Below are 17,127 nucleotides of genomic sequence, written 5' to 3'. Positions count from 1 at the left end.
CTAATACGCCGCAGGTGACGATCCTCCCCTCGAGCGCCGCAAGGCCGGCCCGCCGCGCCGACACCGACGTGGACGTCGTGGTCATCGGCGGCGGTGTGAACGGCGTGGGGGTCGCGCGTGATGCATCGCAGCGGGGCCTGAAGGTCGCCCTCTTCGAGCGCAACGATCTCGCGTTCGGCGCGAGCGGGAACTCGAGCGGCATGATCCACGGCGGGCTCAGGTACCTGACCAGCGATCCGCACGTGACCGAGAACTCGTGCCGCGACTCGGGGCACATCCAGGCGATCGCGCCGCACCTCTTGTTCCGGATCCCCTTCCTCGTCCCGTTCGAGGACGCGAGGCACGGGCGCATCCTCTACACGCTCGCCGACGGTTTCTTCGAGGCGTACGACAAGTACCAGCCGCTCAAGCGCGGCAAGCCGCACGCGCGCCTCTCGCCCGACGAGCTCCGGCGGCTCGAGCCGGGGCTGCACGGCGATCTCGTGGGCGGCTTCAGCTTCGACGAGTGGGGGATCGACGGCGCGCGGCTCTGCATCGCCAACGCCGTCGACGCGATCGAGCGAGGGGCCAAGGTGTACGTCGGGCACACGGTCGAGCGGGTCGAGCGCCGCGAGGACACCGGCGAGGTCGTCGCCGTGCGCTACCGGGACCGCGTGACCGGAGAGGGCGGGCGGCTCCGCACGAGCACGGTCGTGAACGCGACCGGCGCGTGGTCGCCGATCACGGCGTCGCTCGCGGGCCTCCCCGCCGCGAGCTCGCGGGTGCGGCCCGGCAAGGGCGTGCACGTCGTGTTCGACCGTCGCCTCACCAACTACGCGATCATGGCGAGGACGATCGACGGCCGTCAGATCTTCCTCGAGCCCTGGCAGAACATGAGCGTCATCGGCACGACCGACGACGACTTCTACGGCGACCTCGATCAGGTCCGCGCGACGAGCGAGGAGGTGAGGTACCTGGTCCAGGGCATCGCCCGCGTGTTCCCTCAGATCCACGAGGCGCGCGCGATCGGCACGTACGCGGGCGTGCGGCCCACGCTCTACGCGTACGGGCCGACCGAGGACGCGCTCTCGCGCGAGCACCAGATCATCGACCACGCGGCGCACGGCGCGCCGGGCCTCTACTCGATGATCGGGGGGAAGCTGGCCAGCTTCCGGCTCTTCGCCCAGGAGATGACCGACGTCCTCGCGCGGCGCTTCGATCTCGGCGCCCGCTGCGTGACGCACACGACCGCGCTGCCCGGCGGCGACCGCCCCGTGGACGCGCTCGCGCTCTCGCGGCGGATGGAGATCGACGCGGTGGCCGCCCGGCGGCTCGTCTACCGCCACGGCTCCCGCGCGCTCCGGATCGAGGAGCGCGTGCGCGAGCGGCCGCGCGAGGCGGCGACGGTGTGCCCCTGCGAGCCCGTCGTCGAGGCCGAGGTGCGCTACGTCCTCCGGCACGAGCTCGCGCGGAGCGTGGCCGACGTCGCGCGCCGCACGCGCCTCGGCCTCGGCGCGTGCGGGGGCATGCGCTGCGCGGCGCGGTGCGGGCAGATCGTGGCGCAGGAGCTCTCGCTCCCGCCGCGCGACGGGATGCGGCAGGCCGTGGAGTTCCTCTCGCGGCAGGCGATGACGCGCGCGGTCGCGCTCGGCCCGGAGCAGGCGCGGCAGGAGGCGCTCGCGATCGCCAGCGTGCGGTCGGAGCTCGGCGCGCCCGCGGGCGACGAGGCGACCGCGGCGGCGTGCGAGGACAGCGATCGCCGGTCGCCGCGCTCCGCGCGGGAGCCGGAGGAGAGGGCGTGGCGCGATCGATCCTCGTGATCGGCGCCGGCGTCGCCGGGCTCGCCGCCGCGTGGAGCGCGAGGCGGCGCGGGGCGCAGGTCACCGTGATCTCCGCGGGCGTCGGGGAGACGGCGCTCGCGGGCGGCGCGGTCGACGACGTTCCGTGGGAGCAGGTCGAGCGGGCCGCGCGGCTGCTCGGCAGCGATCTGCCCGCGAGCGATCTCGCGCCGGCGGCGAGGCAGCTCGCGGCGGAGCTCGGCCTGTGGGACGTGCCGCAGGCGTCCGGCGTGCGCCTCGCGACCGTCGCCGGCCGGATCCGCCCGGCCCGCGGCCGGGATCGCGCGTTGCTCGACCTCGGCTCGCTCCGCCGCACGCGCGTCCTCATCCCGCGCGCCGCGCGCGCCGCCTGGGACGCCGACGCGCTCGCGGAGGCGCTCACGGACGAGCCGTTCGCCCGGGCGCGGGGGCTCCGCTTCCTGCCGGTCGACGCGCCGGTGCTGCGCTTCGACGACGAGCGGCAGATCGCCGACGGCGACCTCGCGGCCCGGCACGACGATCCGGCGCGGCTCTCCTGGCTGCTCGATCGGCTCCGGCAGGCGCTCGAGGGCGCGGGCGGCGCGGGGGCGATCCTGCTCGGCCCCTGGCTCGGCGCGCGCGCGCCGCGGGCCGAGGCGCTCGCGGCGCGCCTCGGCGTCCCCGTGGGCGAGGCGCTGATCGGCGCCGGCTCGCCGGCGGGGCTCCGCTTCGAGGCGGCGCGCGACGCGCTGCTCGCCGCGATCGGGGCGGCGCGGCGTCACGGCCGCGTGCGCGCGGTGGGCGGTGACCCCGGGGGGCCGGGCGGACCGGGCGAGGGCGTCTCGGTCCACGTGGAGGGCGAGGACGTGCCGCTCGCCGCGGACGCGGTGATCCTGGCGATCGGCGGCCTCGCCGGCGGGGGCATCGCGTATGCCCCGCCCGAGCGCGGCGCCGGTCCCGACCTCCCGGCGCGCGGCGGCGCGCCGTTCGCGCTCTCGGTCGAGGCGCCCGTCACGCTGGGCGACGCGCGCGGCGCGTTCGGCGTGGTGAGCTCGATGCAGGGCCCGGAGCTCGATGTCGTCGCCTGGCCGCGCGGCGAGCGGCCGGGCGCGCTGGAGTCGGTGGGCGTGCGGTGCGACGGCGTCCGCGCCGCCCCCGGGATCCTGGCGGCGGGGGCGACCATCGCCGGGAGAGCGCGCACCGTGCTCGACGCGGTGACGACCGGGCTCCGTGCCGGCGCCGAGGCCTGACGCCGCCGAGGATCGATGCCGGCGCCGAGGGCCGACGCGGACGCGAGGGGCCGTCGGCGCCCGTCGCTCCGCGCGTGTGCTCGCGCTAGCGCCTCGCCGGGATCGCGCGAAGCAGCTGCTGGTAGCCGACCGCAAGCGTGAAATCGCTCCCGCGGGTGGGATCGGCGGGCACGTCGCCCTCCGGGCCGCGCGCCGCGGCCTGCGCGCGCTTCTCGACGAGCACGGCCTTCGGCGAGCCGTCGCCGATCGATCCCTCGGCGGGGAGGTGCCCCTCGAGGTCCTGCTCCCGGAGGATGGCGGCCGGCAGCGGCTGCTGCGCGCTCTCGATGACGATGTCCGGCCGGATGCCCTGGGCCTGGATCGAGCGCCCCTTCGGCGTGTAGTAGCGCATCGTCGTGAGCCTCACCCCGGCGCCCCCGGGGAGCTCGTAGATGGTCTGCACCGACCCCTTGCCGAAGGTCGTCGCGCCGACGACCGTGGCGCGACCGCTGTCCTGCAGGGCGCCCGCGACGAGCTCGGCGGCGCTGGCGGAGTACTCGTTCACGAGCGCGACCACGGGCAGCGAGGCGAACGCGCCGCCGTCGTGCGCCTTCGCCTCGTCGACGACCTGGTTGCGCTGGCGCGTCGAGTAGATCGTCCCCGACGAGAGGAACTCGTCGGCGAGGGCCTCCGCCTCGTGCACGAGGCCGCCGGGGTTGTTGCGCAGGTCGAGGATCACCCCGGCCAGCGGCGCCTTCGATGCGGCGCGCAGCGTCGCCGCGGCGCGGAGCATCTCCTCGTGGGTGCCGTCCTGGAACTGCTTCACGCGGACGTACGCGACGTCGCGATCGAGGCGCCTCGCGGCGATGCTCGTGACGTGGATCTGCTCCCGCGCGAGGTCGAACGTGAGCGGCTCGGCCGCGCCCTGCCGGCGGATCGTGAGCTTCACCCGCGAGCCGGGGGCCCCGCGCATGATCTTCACCAGCTTGTCGAGGCGCTCGCCGCGCACGGGTCGGCCGTCGATCGCGATGATCTGGTCGCCGGAGCGGATGCCCGCCCGCGCCGCAGGCGAGCCCTCGATCGGCGCGATCACGGTGATCTGGTCGTCCTTCGTGTCGACCTCGATGCCGACGCCGCCGAACGTCCCCCCGGTCTCTTCCTGGAACTGGGCGAACTCGGAGGCGTTCATGTACGCGGAGTGCGGGTCGAGCTCCGCGACCATGCCCTTGATGGCACCGTCGATGATCTTGTTGCGCTGCGCCGGCTCGACGTAGTTGTTCTCGACGAGCACGAGCACGCGCGCGAGCTGCTCGAGCGGCGCGTAGGGGCTCTGCGCCTGGGTGCTCGCGCCCGCGAGGTGGGAAGTCGCCGCCCCCCCTGCGAAGGCCGCAGCGATGAGCCCCAGGGTGCGCATCCAGCTCGAGAAGCGTCGCATCCGCCGACCATAGCAGCGACGCGGGCGAGCGCGGCCAGCGCGCCGGCCGCGCCCCGATCGGCGCCCGCCCGGCGCCGCGCCGGCCAGGGCGCCGCCGCCGGGCAAGCGCCGGCCGGGGCGCGCCGGCGCGGGCGTGCCGCCGGGCCGGTCGAAGTCGCGCCGCGACGCCCAAGGTCCAGGGCGCATGGTTTGTCCTAGGAGGAGTGTTCGGCTATCTTCGCGCGCCTGAACGTGGAACTTGCCTCCTCATCGCCCTGCTCCGCCTCCGCGAAGCAGGGCTTGCCGCGAGGGGCTTCTCTCGCCGAGACGGTCAGCGGCCGTCGCGAAGAGCTGTCCGCGGCTGCGCTGTCGTCCGTGCGCGGGAGACAATTCGCACCGCGAGGCGGCTAGGATGGCCAAGACCACCGATCGTGAGCTCGTCGATCAAGCCCGGGGCGGAGATGCCCAGGCGTTCGGGGTGCTGGTCCGTCGATATCAGAAGCGCATCTTCCGGCTGGCGTTCCACCTCGTCCGCTCGGGCGCGGAGGCCGAGGACGTGACCCAGGAGACCTTCGTCCGGGCTTATCAGGCGCTCGATCGGTTCGACGGGCGGAGCGAGCCCTTCACCTGGCTCTACCGGATCGCCGTGAACCTCTCGCTCAACATGATCCGGGCGCGCAAGCCGACCAGGAACTCGACCCCCACGGACGATCCGCGGATCGAGGCGCTGCTGCTCGAGACGCGCCCGAGCCACGGCGTCGATCCGGCCGCGACGACCCAGCGGCGCGAGCTCGCGGCGGCGCTCTGCGACGGCATCGATACGCTCTCCGACACGCTGCGGACGACGCTCATCCTCGTGTGCATCGACGGCGTGCCCCACGAGGACGCGTCCAGGATCCTGGGGTGTCCGGAAGGAACAGTCGCCTGGCGCGTCCACGAGGCGCGCCGCAAGCTCCGCGCATACCTCGCGGAGCGTGGTTTCGGAGGGGACGCCGAATGAACGTCACCAGCAAGCTCGACCTCGACCAGATGCTCAACGATTGGCCTGCCCCCACCGTCGACGAGGCGGCGTGGGAGACGCGGGCAGCTCGCATCGTCGAGGTCGCTCTATCCCGGCGATCGGAGGATGCGGCGGCGGTGGCCGACCTCCTCGCAGCCCCGGATCTCGCCGCAGAGCCTGGCGAGGAGCAGGCCGGGGACATTTCGCGAGAAGCACGCACCGCAGGAGAGCGCAGTACCATGGCGGACGGATCGGAAGCAGGCAGGGCCTCGAAGTCTGAAGCGCGCCTGTCGGGCGGCAGCGCCTCGCGGCCCCCGGAGAAGAAACGCCAGTCGCTGAAGGAGATCGCCGAGCGCGCCAGCCAGGCGCCGGGTCGCGCGAGCGGCGCGACGGGGAGCAGCCCGGCGCTCTCGACGCCGGTGCCGTCCGCGCGCGGTCCGCTGTCCACGCCGGTGCCGTCCGGACGCGGCCCGCTGTCCACGCCGCTGCCGGCCTCGGGACGCGGCTCGATGCCGCCCGGGCGCGTGTCGTCGCCGCCGGGGCGGGGGTCGATCTCCGGCGTCATGCGCGCGTCGTCGCCTGCGTTGCGGCCGGCCGAGGGGGTGACCGAGGACTCCGGCGTCATCGATCTCAACCGGCTCAGCGCGTCGGTCCCCCCGGAGCACGTGGAGGCCGCCGAGAAGGCGCCTCTCGGCATGGCCGATACGCTCGAGAGCGAGAGGCAGGACGCGGTCGCGGCGGTGTCCGCGAGGAGGCCGCGCGCCCCGTCCGCGCCCGTCGCCCAGCCTGCTGCGAAGAAGCGGTCCGGCGGGATGATCGCCGGCGCAGCGCTCGCGGCCCTGGGCTTGGCCGCCGCGGTGGCCGTCGTGGTGAAGACGAAGGCGCCGTCGCAGCAGGAGACGGCGACCGCCACCGCGGCGGCGCCGACCACGGACGTGACGCCCGCCGCGCCGCGCGAGGAGAAGCCGGCTACGCCTGCTGCCCCGGTCGCCGCCGCGCCCGCCGCGCCGACGGAGAACGCGGAGTCCGAGCCGCAGCCGGTGGAAACGGTGACGGCGGAGAGGCTGGCCGCGGCGCCCAAGACGGCCGCCGCGCCGGTCGGCGCCGGCGCGGCGGCGCCAGCGGCTGCGCCCGAGGCGCCTGCGCCCGCCGCGGCGCCGAAGCCGGAGCAGGGAAAGGTGGCGGCGGCGCCGACGCCGGCGGGCAAGCCGGGGGATCTGCCTTCCGCCATGCAGGCCGCCGTGGGCGACGAGGGGGAGAAGCAGCCGTCGGTGGTGTCGGAGGCGCCGGTGCCGGCCTCGGGCCCGCTGCGGCAGCAGAACGTCCCCGAGCAGCCGTCGCAGGGCTCGGTCCAGGCCGCGCTCGGCTCGGTCATGGGCAACGCGAAGGCGTGCGTCGCGGGCGCGGACGACGTATCGCGGGCGCAGATCACGTTCTCGTCGACCGGCCAGGTGAGCAAGGTCAGCGTCAGCGGCTGGGCGGCTTCGAACGGCCAGTCGAGCTGCGTGCAGGCGGCGCTCAAGGCCGCGAACGTGGGCCCGTTCTCGAAGCCCTCGTTCTCGGTGAACGCCACGATCCGGCCCTAGCTCTCGGGAATCCAGGGGGCCCCGACCCCCTGGCGGACCTGGGCGGACTCGCGCACCGGAGGGCCCCACGTCCCGGTTGACATGAGGGTGCCCGCAGGTAGAATGCGCGCCCCCATGGTTTCCGCGACTCAGCAAACCCAGCGCATCCGTCGGCGCAAGGCGCGCACTTCGGGCACCCGCCGCAAGCGCTTCGAGCGCGCTCACGGCACCCCCAAGTTCCCGATCCATCCGGCGGGTTACGATCAGAACGCGCCGGACGCCCAGCGCGCTGCCACGCCCGCCGAGGCGCAGGCGAAGAAGTAGGAGAGCTTTTCTCATGGCCAATCACGCATCCGCCGACAAGCGCAACCGCCAGCGCATCACCAGGACCGCGCGCAACCGCGCCGCCAAGTCGGAGCTCCGCACGGTCGTCAAGAAGGCGCGCACCGGGCTGAAGGGCGTCCCGCAAGAGTCCACCGCGTTGGTCACCGCCGCGGTGAGCGCGCTCGATCGCGCCGCCTCGAAGGGGACGATCCCCGCCAAGCGCGCGTCGCGTGTGAAGAGCCGCCTGGCCCTCGCGCTGCACAAGGCGAGCGTCGCCGCCAAGACCGCCGCGGGCTGAGCAACAACCCCTCCGTACGTACGCCCCGCTCACCGCAAGGTGAAGCGGGCGTCGTCGTTTTGTCCCCCCGCACCACCGTAGGCCCGTTGCCATTCCGCCGCTGCCGTCGCGGCCGCTGCGAGCGTAGCCCCGCCCCTCTCTCCACCTACGACGCCAGCGGCGGGCACCCGCACAGGAGACGGGTCCAGCTCGGCGTTTTCGGCGCGGAGGCGTACTCCGGTACGCCGAGCACCGAAAACGCCGAGATGGGCCCGTATCCGAAGCGGGTGTCCGCCCCTCAATGAGCGTCGGCCCAGGTGGGGCCGTGGCCGATGTCGACGACGAGCGGCACGTCGAGCGGGAAGACCGACTCCATGGCCTCCCGCACCTTCGCCTTCGCCTCGTCCACCGCCTCGATCGGCACCTCGAACGCGAGCTCGTCGTGCACCGTGAGCACCATGCGCGCGCCGGGGACCACGGGGCGCGGGATGCGCACCATCGCGAGCTTCAAGAGATCCGCCGCCGTCCCCTGGATGGGGGTGTTCTGGGCGATGCGCTCCGCCTGTGCGCGGCGCATCCGGTCGCTGCTGCGCAGGTCCGGGAGCAGCCTGCGCCGGCCGAGCAGCGTGCGCACCGACTCGGAGCGCTTCGCCTCGGCCATCGTCCGCTCCATGAACTCGTGCACGCCGCGGTAGCGCGCGAAGTAGGCGTCGATGAAGCGCGCCGCCTCCGCGCGCGAGATGTCGAGGCGCTTCGCGAGCGCCGCCTCGCCCATCCCGTAGATCACGCCGAAGTTGATCGTCTTGCTCCGGCGCCGCATCTCGTCGGTGACCCCCGCCTCGTCGACGCCGAAGATCTCCATGGCCGTGCGCACGTGCACGTCCTGCCCGGTGCGGAACGCTTCGACGAGCACCGGATCCTTCGACAGGTGCGCGAGGACGCGCAGCTCGATCTGGGAGTAGTCGGCGCTCACGATCACGCTCCCGGGCGGCGCGACGAACGCGCGCCGGATCATCCGGCCGAGCTCCGTGCGGATCGGGATGTTCTGCAGGTTCGGATCCTGCGATGAGAGCCGCCCCGTCGCGGCCACGGCCTGGCTCCAGCGCGTGTGGATCCGGCCCGTGGTCGGGTGCACGAGGCGCGGCAGCGCGTCCACGTACGTGCCCTTGAGCTTGGCGATGACGCGGTGCTCGAGCACCACGCCGGGGAACGGGTGGTCCTCCGCCAGCGTCTCCAGCACGTCGGCGTCCGTCGAGCGGCCGGTCTTCGTCTTGCGCTGGGAGCGCAGCTTGAGCTCGTCGAACAGGACGGTCTCGAGCTGCTTCGGCGACGCCAGGTTGATGTCGTGCCCCACCATCTCGCGCGCCTTCTGCTCCAGCGCCGCGAGCTCGGTCGTCATCTGCGCGCCGAGCTGCGCGAGCGCCTGCGGATCGACGAGGACGCCCGTGAGCTCCATCTCCGCGAGCACCGCGGAGAGGGGCAGCTCGATCTGCACGAGCAGATCCTCGAGCCGCTCGGCGCGGAGCCGCGGGCGCAGCCGGTCGGTGAGCGAGAGCGCGACGTCGGCGGACGCCGCCCCGTAGGTGGTGGCCTCGCCGATCTCGATCTCGTCGAGGCCGCGCTGCGCCTGCCCGCGGCGCTTCGGGGCCACCTCGTCGAGGGTCTGCATCATGGCGCCGAGCTCGCGCTCGGCGAGCTCGTGGAGCTGGTTCTTCCCCTCGGGATCGAGCAGGTAGCTCGCCAGCATCGTGTCGAACGCGACGCCGACGAGCCCGATGCGGTGCCGCAGGAGGACCACCTCGCAGAACTTCACGTCGTGGCCGACCTTCGGGAGCTCGGGGTCGGCGAGCAGCGGGCCGAGCACCGCGTCGACGTCGCCCATCGAGAGCTGGGCCGGCGCGCCGAGGTAGCGGTGGCCCAGGGGGACGTAGACGGCTTGCCCCGGCTCGCAGGCGAGCGCGACGCCACAGACGTGGGCGCTCATCGGCTCGCGGCTCGTCGCGTGCACGTCGATGGCGAGGCGCCCGGCCGCGCGCGCCGACTTGGCGAACGCCTCGAGCTCCTCGCGCGTCGCGACGACCCGGTAGGTCGACGCGCGCGCCGTGGGCTCGGGCGCGCGGACGGCCTTCAGGAAGCGCGAGAACCCGAGCTCGGTGAAGAGCTCCCGGAGCCTCCCGGTGTCCGCGCCGCCGTAGCGCAGCGTCTCCAGGTCGAGCGAGACCGGGGCGCTGCCGTCGAGCGTCACGAGCTTCTGCGACAGGAACGCGTCGGCCTCGTGCTGCTTGAGCGACTCGCGGATGCGAGGCTTCTTCACCTCGTCGAGGCGGGCGTAGATCGCCGAGAGCGAGCCGAACTGCGCGAGCAGCTCGGCGGCCGTCTTCAGGCCCACGCCGGGGACGCCGGGGACGTTGTCCGAGCTGTCGCCGACGAGGGCGAGCAGGTCGCGCACCTGCTCCGGAGGCACGCCGAACTTCGCGACGACCTCGGGGTGCCCGTAGACCTTGTCGCGCATCGCGTCCCAGAGCATCACCCGGTCGCCGTCGACGAGCTGCATGAGGTCCTTGTCGCTCGACGCGATGACGACGCGCAGCCCCCGCTCCTTGGCCCGCTCGACGGCGACGGCCACGAGGTCGTCCGCCTCGAGCCCCTCCTGGATGAAGATCGGGATGCAGTACGCCTCGACGATCTCCCGGCACCGGTTCATCTGCACCCCGAGGTCGGGCGGCGGCGGCGGCCGGTGGGCCTTGTAGCGCGGGTCGAGATCGTCGCGGAACGTCTTGCCCGGAGAGTCCATCGCGACGCCGAGGTACGCGGGCTTCCGCTCGTCCACGAGCTTCGCGAGCATCGCGACGGTGCCGTACGTCGCGTGCGTCGGCTCGCCGCTCGGGCTCGAGAGCGGGCTGATCGCGTGGTACGCACGGAAGACGTAGCCCGAGAGGTCGATCAGGTAGAGGACGTCCGGAGCTCCGGCCGGGGGAAGCGCGGTAGGGCGCGTGGACATGGACCGACCCTTAGCACCTCGGGGCCCCGACGTTCACCGAACCACGATGTCGCGCCGCATTGTCACGTCGATGACCTGCCCGTCCCGCTCGACGCCGACAGAGACGCGCGTCCCCACCGGGCCGCGGAGGCGCTGGATGCAATCGGCGAGCGGGAGCTCCTTCGCGTTCTCGCCGTCGATGCGGACGATGACGTCGCCTTGCTGGAGCCCGGCGGACGCGGCGGGCCCGCCCTCGATGAGGCCCGCGATCGTGACGCCGCTCGACGAGACCGACAGCATCGCGCCGATGCCCGTGAGCTCCTCGCGCGATCCGCCGTCGTCCAACATGCGGAGCTCGATGTCGGCGCGCGCCGAGCCCGCGCCGCGCGCGTCGAGGCCGGAGACGATCTTGGACATGTAGTCCTCGTGGCGCACGCGCACCGAGAACGGGCCGCGCGCCGGCACCCCCTCGAGCGCGTATTCGCCGTTCGCGTCGGTGAGCACGAGCGAGATCGCGTTGGCGCCGGACGAGGTCACGGAGTCGAGCTCGACCTGGGCCTCGACGACCGGCGCCCGCGAGGCGGCGTCGATGACCCTGCCCTTCAGCGTCGCCCCCTGCGGCAGCACGATCCTCACACCCTCGGTGGTGCGGCCCGCCTCGACGTCGACCCCCGAGCTCCGCGTCGGCGGGCGGCCGGCCGCGCTCACCGTCAGCACGTAGCGGCCCGGCGCGAGCGCGTTCCATCGAAACGCGCCGCCCGGATCGGTCACCTGGCGCGCGCGGCCGTCGACGCTCCCGCGCACCGCGTCCCCAGCCGGCACGAACGACTCGATCGCCAGGAGGTACGCCTCGACGGGCCTGCCCGACTGATCCACGACCTCGCCCGCGATCGCGCCTGCCGCGACCAGGTGGAGGACGTTGTCGCGGCCCGCGGCGAGGCGCGTGGGCTCGGCGTCCCCGAGCGGGGGCTGCGCCGCGGTCGCGGTGCACCCGTCGGCCTCGGGCGGCAGCTCGAAGCGGCCCTCGGTGTCGGCGCTCGCGGTCATGCCCGGCTCATCGCGGCAGCGGACCACGGCGCCGGCGCTCGGGCGGCCCTCCGGATCGAGGACGACGCCGCGGACCGGCTCAGCGCGCGCGACCGTCGTCTCGCGCGGCGGCGGAGCCGGCGGCGGCTCGACCTCGACCTCGCGCGGCGCCGCGTGCTCCGGCTGCGGCGGGAGCAGCGCCGAGGCGGGCTCGCGCCGCGCCGGCATCACGGGCTCGGGGCGCGGCACGAGCAGCCAGAAGAGGAGCGGCGCCACCAGCAGCGCCACGGACAGCAGGGCCGCGGAGAGCCAGGCCCTTCGCTGCGCGCCCGCCGTCCGGCTGTCCGTCATGCCGTCCTCTGCCGTCGATTCAGCGGCCGGCGTCGGCCTGGCCGGCCGAGCCCTCGCCCGCGCCTTCGGGGATCGCGTTCGAGTCGATCGGCTCCGGCGCCGCCTCGTCGGCGGGGCCGAGCGCGGGGCGTGCTGGCTCGGCGGGCCACGGCGTCTCGCTGGAAGAGCCGCCGCACGCCCCGACGAGCAGCGCGAAAGGTAGGAGCAAGGTGCCGGACCGCATGGCCGGCATCCTAGCTCGTTTTGAGGGGGAGGTCATAACGACCGGCTCCTGCGCGCGGCCGTGGGCGAGCGGGGCGCGCCGGCTCAGCGCGGCGCTCCGGCTCAGCGCGTGGAGAGGTTCGTCCGCGCGATCCAGAGGCAGGCGGCGGCGTTGACCGCGCACCAGACGATGAGGGCCATCCGGCCGAGGGGGCCGGCGACCTCGCCGAGCGCGACGACAGAGGTGAGGTAGGCCGCCGTGCCGACAGCGAGGCCCGCGATCGCCGGCCGGAGCTTCTTCACGCCGAAGAAGAGCGAGGTGAGGCCGAGCGGGATGAGCGCGTTGGCGAGCGGCAGCCAGCGGTGGACCGAGGCGCCGATCAGCAGGTCGAGGTCGGCGATCGGCCGGGCCAGCACGTCGACGGCGAGGTCCACGCGCGGCAGGAGCCACGGGGCGAAGAAGAACAGCCCCGGCCCCGCCGCGAGCGCCGGGAGGAGGAAGCTCGCCTGCCAGGGGCTCGTGGCGTTCGCCTCCTTCTTGCGGGCGCGGCGGCCGACCCACGTCGCGAGCACGAGCAGCGCGAGCAGCCGCACGGCGATGTGGCTCTGCGTGACGCGCACGACCGAGCTCGCGGCGTCGAGGATGCCGGCCCCGTAGAGGAGCTTGCCGCCGTCGGAGTCGTCGACCACGCGCGCGCCCGCGCGGAGCGCGTCCTCGACCGCGCGCGGGTCCGACACGCCGAGGCTCACGAGCAGCGCCGCCGCGCCGGCCACGTGGGGCGCGGCCATCGAGGTGCCGCTGTACACGGGGTAGCCCTCGCACTTGTCGCGCCCGCGGTTGCAGATGGTCTGCTGGGTGACGTTCACCCCGGGCGCCGCGACGTCGACGCCCTGGCCGCGCGAGGAGAACCGCGCGATCTTGTCGTTCGCGTCGGTGGCGCTCACGCCGATGACGCCGTCCGAGGCGCCGGGGAATTGCACGCGCCCGCCGGTGTTGCCGGCCGCCGCGACGACCACCGCGCCGCGCGAGATCGCGTAGTCGATCGCGCTCTGGAGGACCTTGGAGTTGCGGGGCCCGCCGAGGCTCAGGTTGATGACGTGGGCGCCGTGCTCGGCCGCCCAGCGGATGCCGTCGGCCACGTCGGCGGTCGTGCCCCATCCGCTCTCGTTCAGCACCTTGACCGGCATGAGCCGCGCGTGGAACGCGAGCCCCACGGCGCCGATGCCGTTGTTGGTCGACTGCGCGATCGTGCCCGCCACGTGCGTGCCGTGGCCCTGGTCGTCGTTCGCGTGGCTCGTCTTGGTGACGAAGTTCCATCCCTCGACGCACTCGGTCGACGCGAGGTCGGTCCCCTTGGTGAAGGGCCCGTGGTCCTCGCAGGCGATGCCGGTGTCGACCACGGCGACGGTGACCCCGCGGCCGGTGGCGAAGTCCCATGCGCGCTCGGCGCCCACGCGCGCCATGTGCCACTGGTCCTTCAGCAGCGGGTCGTTCGCGGCGAACGAGGCGCGCACCCACGCGAGCGGCTCGGCGGCCTCCACGCGCGGGTCCTGCGCGAGCCGCTGGAGCGTCTCGTTGACCGAGCCCTCCACGGTGGCGATCTGGATCCGGGTCTCGGAGGCGAGCGCGGTCGGGATGGCGGTCAGCGAGAAGTCGCGCACGAGCGCCGCGAGCGCGCTTTCGTCGAGGTCGTCGCGCGCGTCGACGACGATCTGCCCGGGGATGTCGTAGCTGGTCTCGTCGAGCTCGGAGGCCAGCCCGTGCAGCGGCTCGCCCGCGGTCGCGACCGGCTCGCTCAGGCCACTGAAGCCGCTCGAGCGATGGACGTCGCCGGGCAGCGCGGGGCTGACGTATCCGGGGAGGCGAGGCTCGAGCATCCCGGGGGAGCGCGCCGCGAGCGCGACCCCGGCGCCGCGGTTGTCCGTTCCGTCGGCCCTGGCCGCGCCGGACACCGCGACCAGCGCCGCTGCCGCGAGCAACGACGTCGCGACCGCGCGTCCGGTTGGGTGAGTTGCGGTCCCTGACCCACGCTGAAGGCGAGACTTGTGCATAGGGGTCTCCTCATCGGCAGGGTAGCGCCGCCGTCCCCGAGCAGCCATCGCTCTGGCGTCGACGTACTCCGCGCCGACGCATCACCGTGCCGCGCCCGCGCGCCCGCTGCGCCCATGGCCGCGGCATCAGCAGCGCAGCGGTGCCCCCGCGACCACGGACATCCTGGAACCGCCCCCACATTCCCCCCTGACGAGCTCGGCAATCTCCCCCTCTCCCGCCCCCGCTGCTCCCCTGGAAAGAGCCGCTGGCGGAGGGGGGAGGGGTGCGGGCGGGCGGCGGGGGTGGGCCCCACAACCCCGAGCGCCGGCCCGCATCGAAGCGAGTCGCCCCCAGTCCTCCCTCACCCGTCCGAGTGGCAATAGCCCCCCACAAGGCGCGAGTTTGTGGGGGGACCCCCGCCGCCCGCCCGCGCCCCTCCCCCCCTCCGCCGGCGGCTCCCCCGCGCGTGGAATGCCGCCCGGCCCGCGCCGCTCAGGGCGGCCCGCCGCTCACGTCACTTCGCCGCCGCCCAGAGGTCGGCCATCCACGCTTCCACGTCGCTCACGGCCCGCGGGATATCGATCGACAGGTTCCGACTCCCCGTCTCGGTGACGAGGACGTCGTCCTCGATGCGCACGCCGATGCCGCGATAGCGCGCCGGCACGGTCTCGTCGTCGAGCTGGAAGTACAGGCCAGGCTCCACCGTGAGCACCATCCCCGGCTTGAGCTTGCCGTACTTGTAGACCTGCTGCCGCGCCTGCGCGCAGTCATGCACGTCGAGGCCCAGCATGTGGCTCACGTTGTGGAGCGAGTACCGGCGGTAGAACTGCTTGTCTTCCTTGAGCGCCTCCTCGGCCGAGACGCTCAGGATGCCGAGCCGCTCGAGCCCCCGGGCGAGCACCCGCATCGCCGCCCGGTTCGGCTCCATGAAGTCGTTGCCCGGCTTCACCTCGTGGATCGCCGCCTCCTGCGCCTCCAGCACGAGCTCGTAGATCTCGCGCTGCTCCTTGGAGAACTTCCCGTTGATCGGCAGCGTCCGGGTGATGTCGGCGGTGTAGAGCGCGTTGCCCTCGACGCCGGCGTCGAGCAGCACGAGCTTGCCCGGCTCGAGCGCGCCGTCGTTCCTCGTCCAGTGCAGGATGCAGGCGTGGTGGCCCGCCGCGGCGATGGTCCCGTAACCGACGTCGTTGCCCTCCACCCGGGCGCGCAGGTTGAAGACGCCCTCGAGCTCTCGCTCGCTCCGCCCCTTGGGGAGCGCGCGGATGACGTCCTCGAAGCCCCGCTTCGTCGACGCGACCACCGCCTCGAGCTCCTCGATCTCGAGCGCGTCCTTGACGAGGCGCATCTCCGAGAGCGCCTCGCCGAGCTGCTTGTCGCGATCGTGCTTGGCGAGGAGCTTGTCGACGCGATCGGACATGCCGCGGAGCACGCGGTGCGGGCGCGTCACCGTGCCGACGAGGCCGCTCAGGTACGCGTCCAGCTCGGGGAGCCCGCGGCACTCGTCGACACCGAAGCGCGCGCGGCTCTGCTCGACGCCGAGCCGGGGGCCGACCCAGAGCTCCCCCTTCGCGCGATCGGTGAAGAACGTCTTGTCGCTGCGCCCGGGGTTCGGCTCGACGAAGAGGATGTCCCGGTGCCCGCCGCCCTCCTGCGGCTGCAGGACGAGCACGCAGTCCGGCTCGAGGTTGCCCGTCAGGTAAAAGAAGTCCGAGCCGGGGCGAAAGCGGTAGTGCGTGTCGTTGGAGCGCACCTTCTCGTGCCCGGTGGGGATGATGAGCGTCTCCGCCGGGAACAGCTTCGACAGGGCGCGGCGGCGGGCGGCGAACGCGTCCGCGTGCGCGATCGGCTCGGGGAGCTCGCGGGACGCCGGCGCCCAGCGATCCAGCATGAACGCGATCAGGGCCTCCGGCAGCGTCGAGTCGTGGCTCGCCGGCTTGGCCTCGGAGCCGGCGGCCGCAGCGGCGGGCGCCTCGGCGGGGCCGCTGCCGGTGGGCGCGCTGTGGGCAGGATCCGCCTGGACGGGGGCGGCGCTGGTCTCGGGCGTGGTGCTCATGGGGCTCAAACTATGGGTCGATCGGGCAGGGTCGTTCAAGCCAAAGCGCTCGCCCGACCCCGCGCGCGGATCGCCCCGCAGGGGAGGCAGCGCGTCACGCGACCGAAGCGCCGCCGTCGATCGCGAGGATCTGGCCGGTGATGAAGTCGTTTTCCGCGAGGAACACCACGGCGCGCGCGATGTCCTCGGCCTCGCCGAGCCGCCGGAGCGGGATGCGCTCGCGGAGGCGAGCGAGCGTGGCCTCGTCATACGACGACGGCGGAAGGACCGTCCCAGGCGCGATGCCGTTGACGCGCACGTCCGGCGAGAGCCCCACCGCGAGGCCGCGGACGAGGTGGGCGAGCGCGGCCTTCGAGACCGAATAAGGGATGTAGTTCTTCCACGGGCGCTCGGCGCTCACGCAGACGATCGCGACGACGCTGCCGCGGCTTTCGCGGAGCGCGGAAGCGAGCTCTAGCGTGAGCAGGTACGGCGCGGTGGCGTTGAGCGCCAGCGCGCGATCCCAGGCGTCGGCGGAGAGCTCGGCCGGCGGGACCCGCTCGAAGTTCGCCGCGTTGTGGACCAGGAGGTCGAGCCGGCCAGACGACCAGTCGAGCGCCGCTCGGGCGAGCGCGGCGACCGCCGCGCGATCGTGGAGGTCGGCCTGGAGCGCGACGGCGCGCCGGCCGAGCGAGCGCGCCTCGTCGACGACGGCGTCCGCGCCGGCGCCGCTCGTGGCGTAGTGGACGGCCACGTCGGCGCCCGCGGCGGCGAGCGCGCGGGCGGTCGCGGCGCCGAGGCGGGTGCCGCCGCCGGTCACGAGGGCGACACGGCCGGTCAAGGGAACATGGGGCATGAGGGGTTCTGTAGCCGATGTGGGGCCGCGCGCGTCGAGATCGCCGGCGACGCGTCGCCCGGCCG

The 17,127-nt window shown here is 74.0% G+C and carries 13 protein-coding genes; 6 read left to right on the top strand and 7 right to left on the bottom strand.

Features of this window, described 5'->3' with window-relative positions; genetic code table 11:
- Positions 1-14: 14 nt before the first annotated feature.
- Both WME98_RS20775 and WME98_RS20770 read left to right on the top strand, forming a co-directional pair.
- Positions 15-1,799, top strand: coding sequence for a glycerol-3-phosphate dehydrogenase/oxidase (locus WME98_RS20775; RefSeq protein ID WP_437952851.1), 1,785 nt, complete (start codon positions 15-17; stop codon positions 1,797-1,799).
- The gene (locus WME98_RS20770; protein WP_437952850.1) at positions 1,778-3,025 is read left to right on the top strand and encodes an FAD-binding protein; all 1,248 of its coding nucleotides are present in this window, start codon (positions 1,778-1,780) and stop codon (positions 3,023-3,025) included. The genes WME98_RS20775 and WME98_RS20770 overlap by 22 nt, the downstream gene beginning before the upstream one ends.
- Before the next feature lie 85 nt (positions 3,026-3,110).
- Here the strand turns inward: WME98_RS20770 and WME98_RS20765 are convergent, their stop codons facing one another.
- A complete protein-coding gene (locus tag WME98_RS20765) occupies positions 3,111-4,439 on the bottom strand; it encodes a S41 family peptidase (RefSeq protein ID WP_437952849.1) in 1,329 nt (442 codons plus the stop codon).
- 391 nt (positions 4,440-4,830) lie between these two features.
- On the opposite strand from WME98_RS20765, the gene WME98_RS20760 reads away from it, so the two are divergent.
- From WME98_RS20760 to rpsT, 4 genes are all read left to right on the top strand, one after another.
- A complete protein-coding gene (locus tag WME98_RS20760; protein ID WP_061624415.1) occupies positions 4,831-5,418 on the top strand; it encodes an RNA polymerase sigma factor in 588 nt (195 codons plus the stop codon).
- Positions 5,415-7,004: a hypothetical protein gene (locus tag WME98_RS20755; protein ID WP_437952848.1), complete on the top strand. Its 1,590-nt coding sequence runs from the start codon at positions 5,415-5,417 to the stop codon at positions 7,002-7,004. The genes WME98_RS20760 and WME98_RS20755 overlap by 4 nt, the downstream gene beginning before the upstream one ends.
- A gap of 114 nt (positions 7,005-7,118) precedes the next feature.
- A complete protein-coding gene (locus tag WME98_RS20750) occupies positions 7,119-7,307 on the top strand; it encodes a hypothetical protein (protein ID WP_020741788.1) in 189 nt (62 codons plus the stop codon).
- 13 nt (positions 7,308-7,320) lie between these two features.
- Positions 7,321-7,605 (top strand): 30S ribosomal protein S20, encoded by a 285-nt coding sequence (gene rpsT, locus WME98_RS20745; RefSeq protein ID WP_129580564.1) that lies wholly within the window; start codon positions 7,321-7,323, stop codon positions 7,603-7,605.
- 277 nt (positions 7,606-7,882) lie between these two features.
- Here rpsT and polA read toward each other — a convergent pair whose 3' ends face one another.
- From polA to WME98_RS20715, 6 genes are all read right to left on the bottom strand, one after another.
- Complete coding sequence (gene polA, locus WME98_RS20740) at positions 7,883-10,585, bottom strand: DNA polymerase I (protein WP_437952847.1); 2,703 nt, start codon at positions 10,583-10,585, stop codon at positions 7,883-7,885.
- 33 nt (positions 10,586-10,618) lie between these two features.
- Positions 10,619-11,941 (bottom strand): carboxypeptidase regulatory-like domain-containing protein, encoded by a 1,323-nt coding sequence (locus tag WME98_RS20735; RefSeq protein WP_437952846.1) that lies wholly within the window; start codon positions 11,939-11,941, stop codon positions 10,619-10,621.
- Between the two features lie 19 nt (positions 11,942-11,960).
- Positions 11,961-12,164 carry a hypothetical protein gene (locus tag WME98_RS20730; protein WP_437608622.1) on the bottom strand — a complete coding sequence of 68 codons (204 nt, stop codon included), beginning with the start codon at positions 12,162-12,164 and terminating at the stop codon, positions 11,961-11,963.
- A 101-nt stretch (positions 12,165-12,265) separates the two neighbouring features.
- Entirely contained in the window at positions 12,266-14,122 is a 1,857-nt protein-coding gene (locus WME98_RS20725) for a S8 family peptidase (protein WP_437952845.1), read from the bottom strand.
- 566 nt (positions 14,123-14,688) lie between these two features.
- The gene (locus WME98_RS20720) at positions 14,689-16,227 is read right to left on the bottom strand and encodes an aminopeptidase P family protein (RefSeq protein ID WP_437952844.1); all 1,539 of its coding nucleotides are present in this window, start codon (positions 16,225-16,227) and stop codon (positions 14,689-14,691) included.
- 94 nt (positions 16,228-16,321) lie between these two features.
- Positions 16,322-17,062, bottom strand: coding sequence for an SDR family oxidoreductase (locus WME98_RS20715; RefSeq protein ID WP_437334728.1), 741 nt, complete (start codon positions 17,060-17,062; stop codon positions 16,322-16,324).
- Positions 17,063-17,127 lie beyond the last annotated feature (65 nt).

This window comes from Sorangium sp. So ce296, assembly GCF_051529605.1.
Lineage (GTDB): Bacteria > Myxococcota_A > Polyangia > Polyangiales > Polyangiaceae > Sorangium > Sorangium cellulosum_D.
This window is presented reverse-complemented; position numbering and strand designations above follow the sequence as displayed.

Bases quoted from the DNA above. Each gene is read 5' to 3' on its own strand.
- WME98_RS20765 (WP_437952849.1), bottom strand. From the start codon at position 4,439: ATGCGACGCTTCTCGAGCTGGATGCGCACCCTGGGGCTCATCGCTGCG.
- WME98_RS20760 (WP_061624415.1), top strand. From the start codon at position 4,831: ATGGCCAAGACCACCGATCGTGAGCTCGTCGATCAAGCCCGGGGCGGA.
- WME98_RS20755 (WP_437952848.1), top strand. From the start codon at position 5,415: ATGAACGTCACCAGCAAGCTCGACCTCGACCAGATGCTCAACGATTGG.
- WME98_RS20750 (WP_020741788.1), top strand. From the start codon at position 7,119: ATGGTTTCCGCGACTCAGCAAACCCAGCGCATCCGTCGGCGCAAGGCG.
- rpsT (WP_129580564.1), top strand. From the start codon at position 7,321: ATGGCCAATCACGCATCCGCCGACAAGCGCAACCGCCAGCGCATCACC.
- polA (WP_437952847.1), bottom strand. From the start codon at position 10,585: ATGTCCACGCGCCCTACCGCGCTTCCCCCGGCCGGAGCTCCGGACGTC.
- WME98_RS20735 (WP_437952846.1), bottom strand. From the start codon at position 11,941: ATGACGGACAGCCGGACGGCGGGCGCGCAGCGAAGGGCCTGGCTCTCC.
- WME98_RS20730 (WP_437608622.1), bottom strand. From the start codon at position 12,164: ATGCGGTCCGGCACCTTGCTCCTACCTTTCGCGCTGCTCGTCGGGGCG.
- WME98_RS20720 (WP_437952844.1), bottom strand. From the start codon at position 16,227: ATGAGCACCACGCCCGAGACCAGCGCCGCCCCCGTCCAGGCGGATCCT.
- WME98_RS20715 (WP_437334728.1), bottom strand. From the start codon at position 17,062: ATGCCCCATGTTCCCTTGACCGGCCGTGTCGCCCTCGTGACCGGCGGC.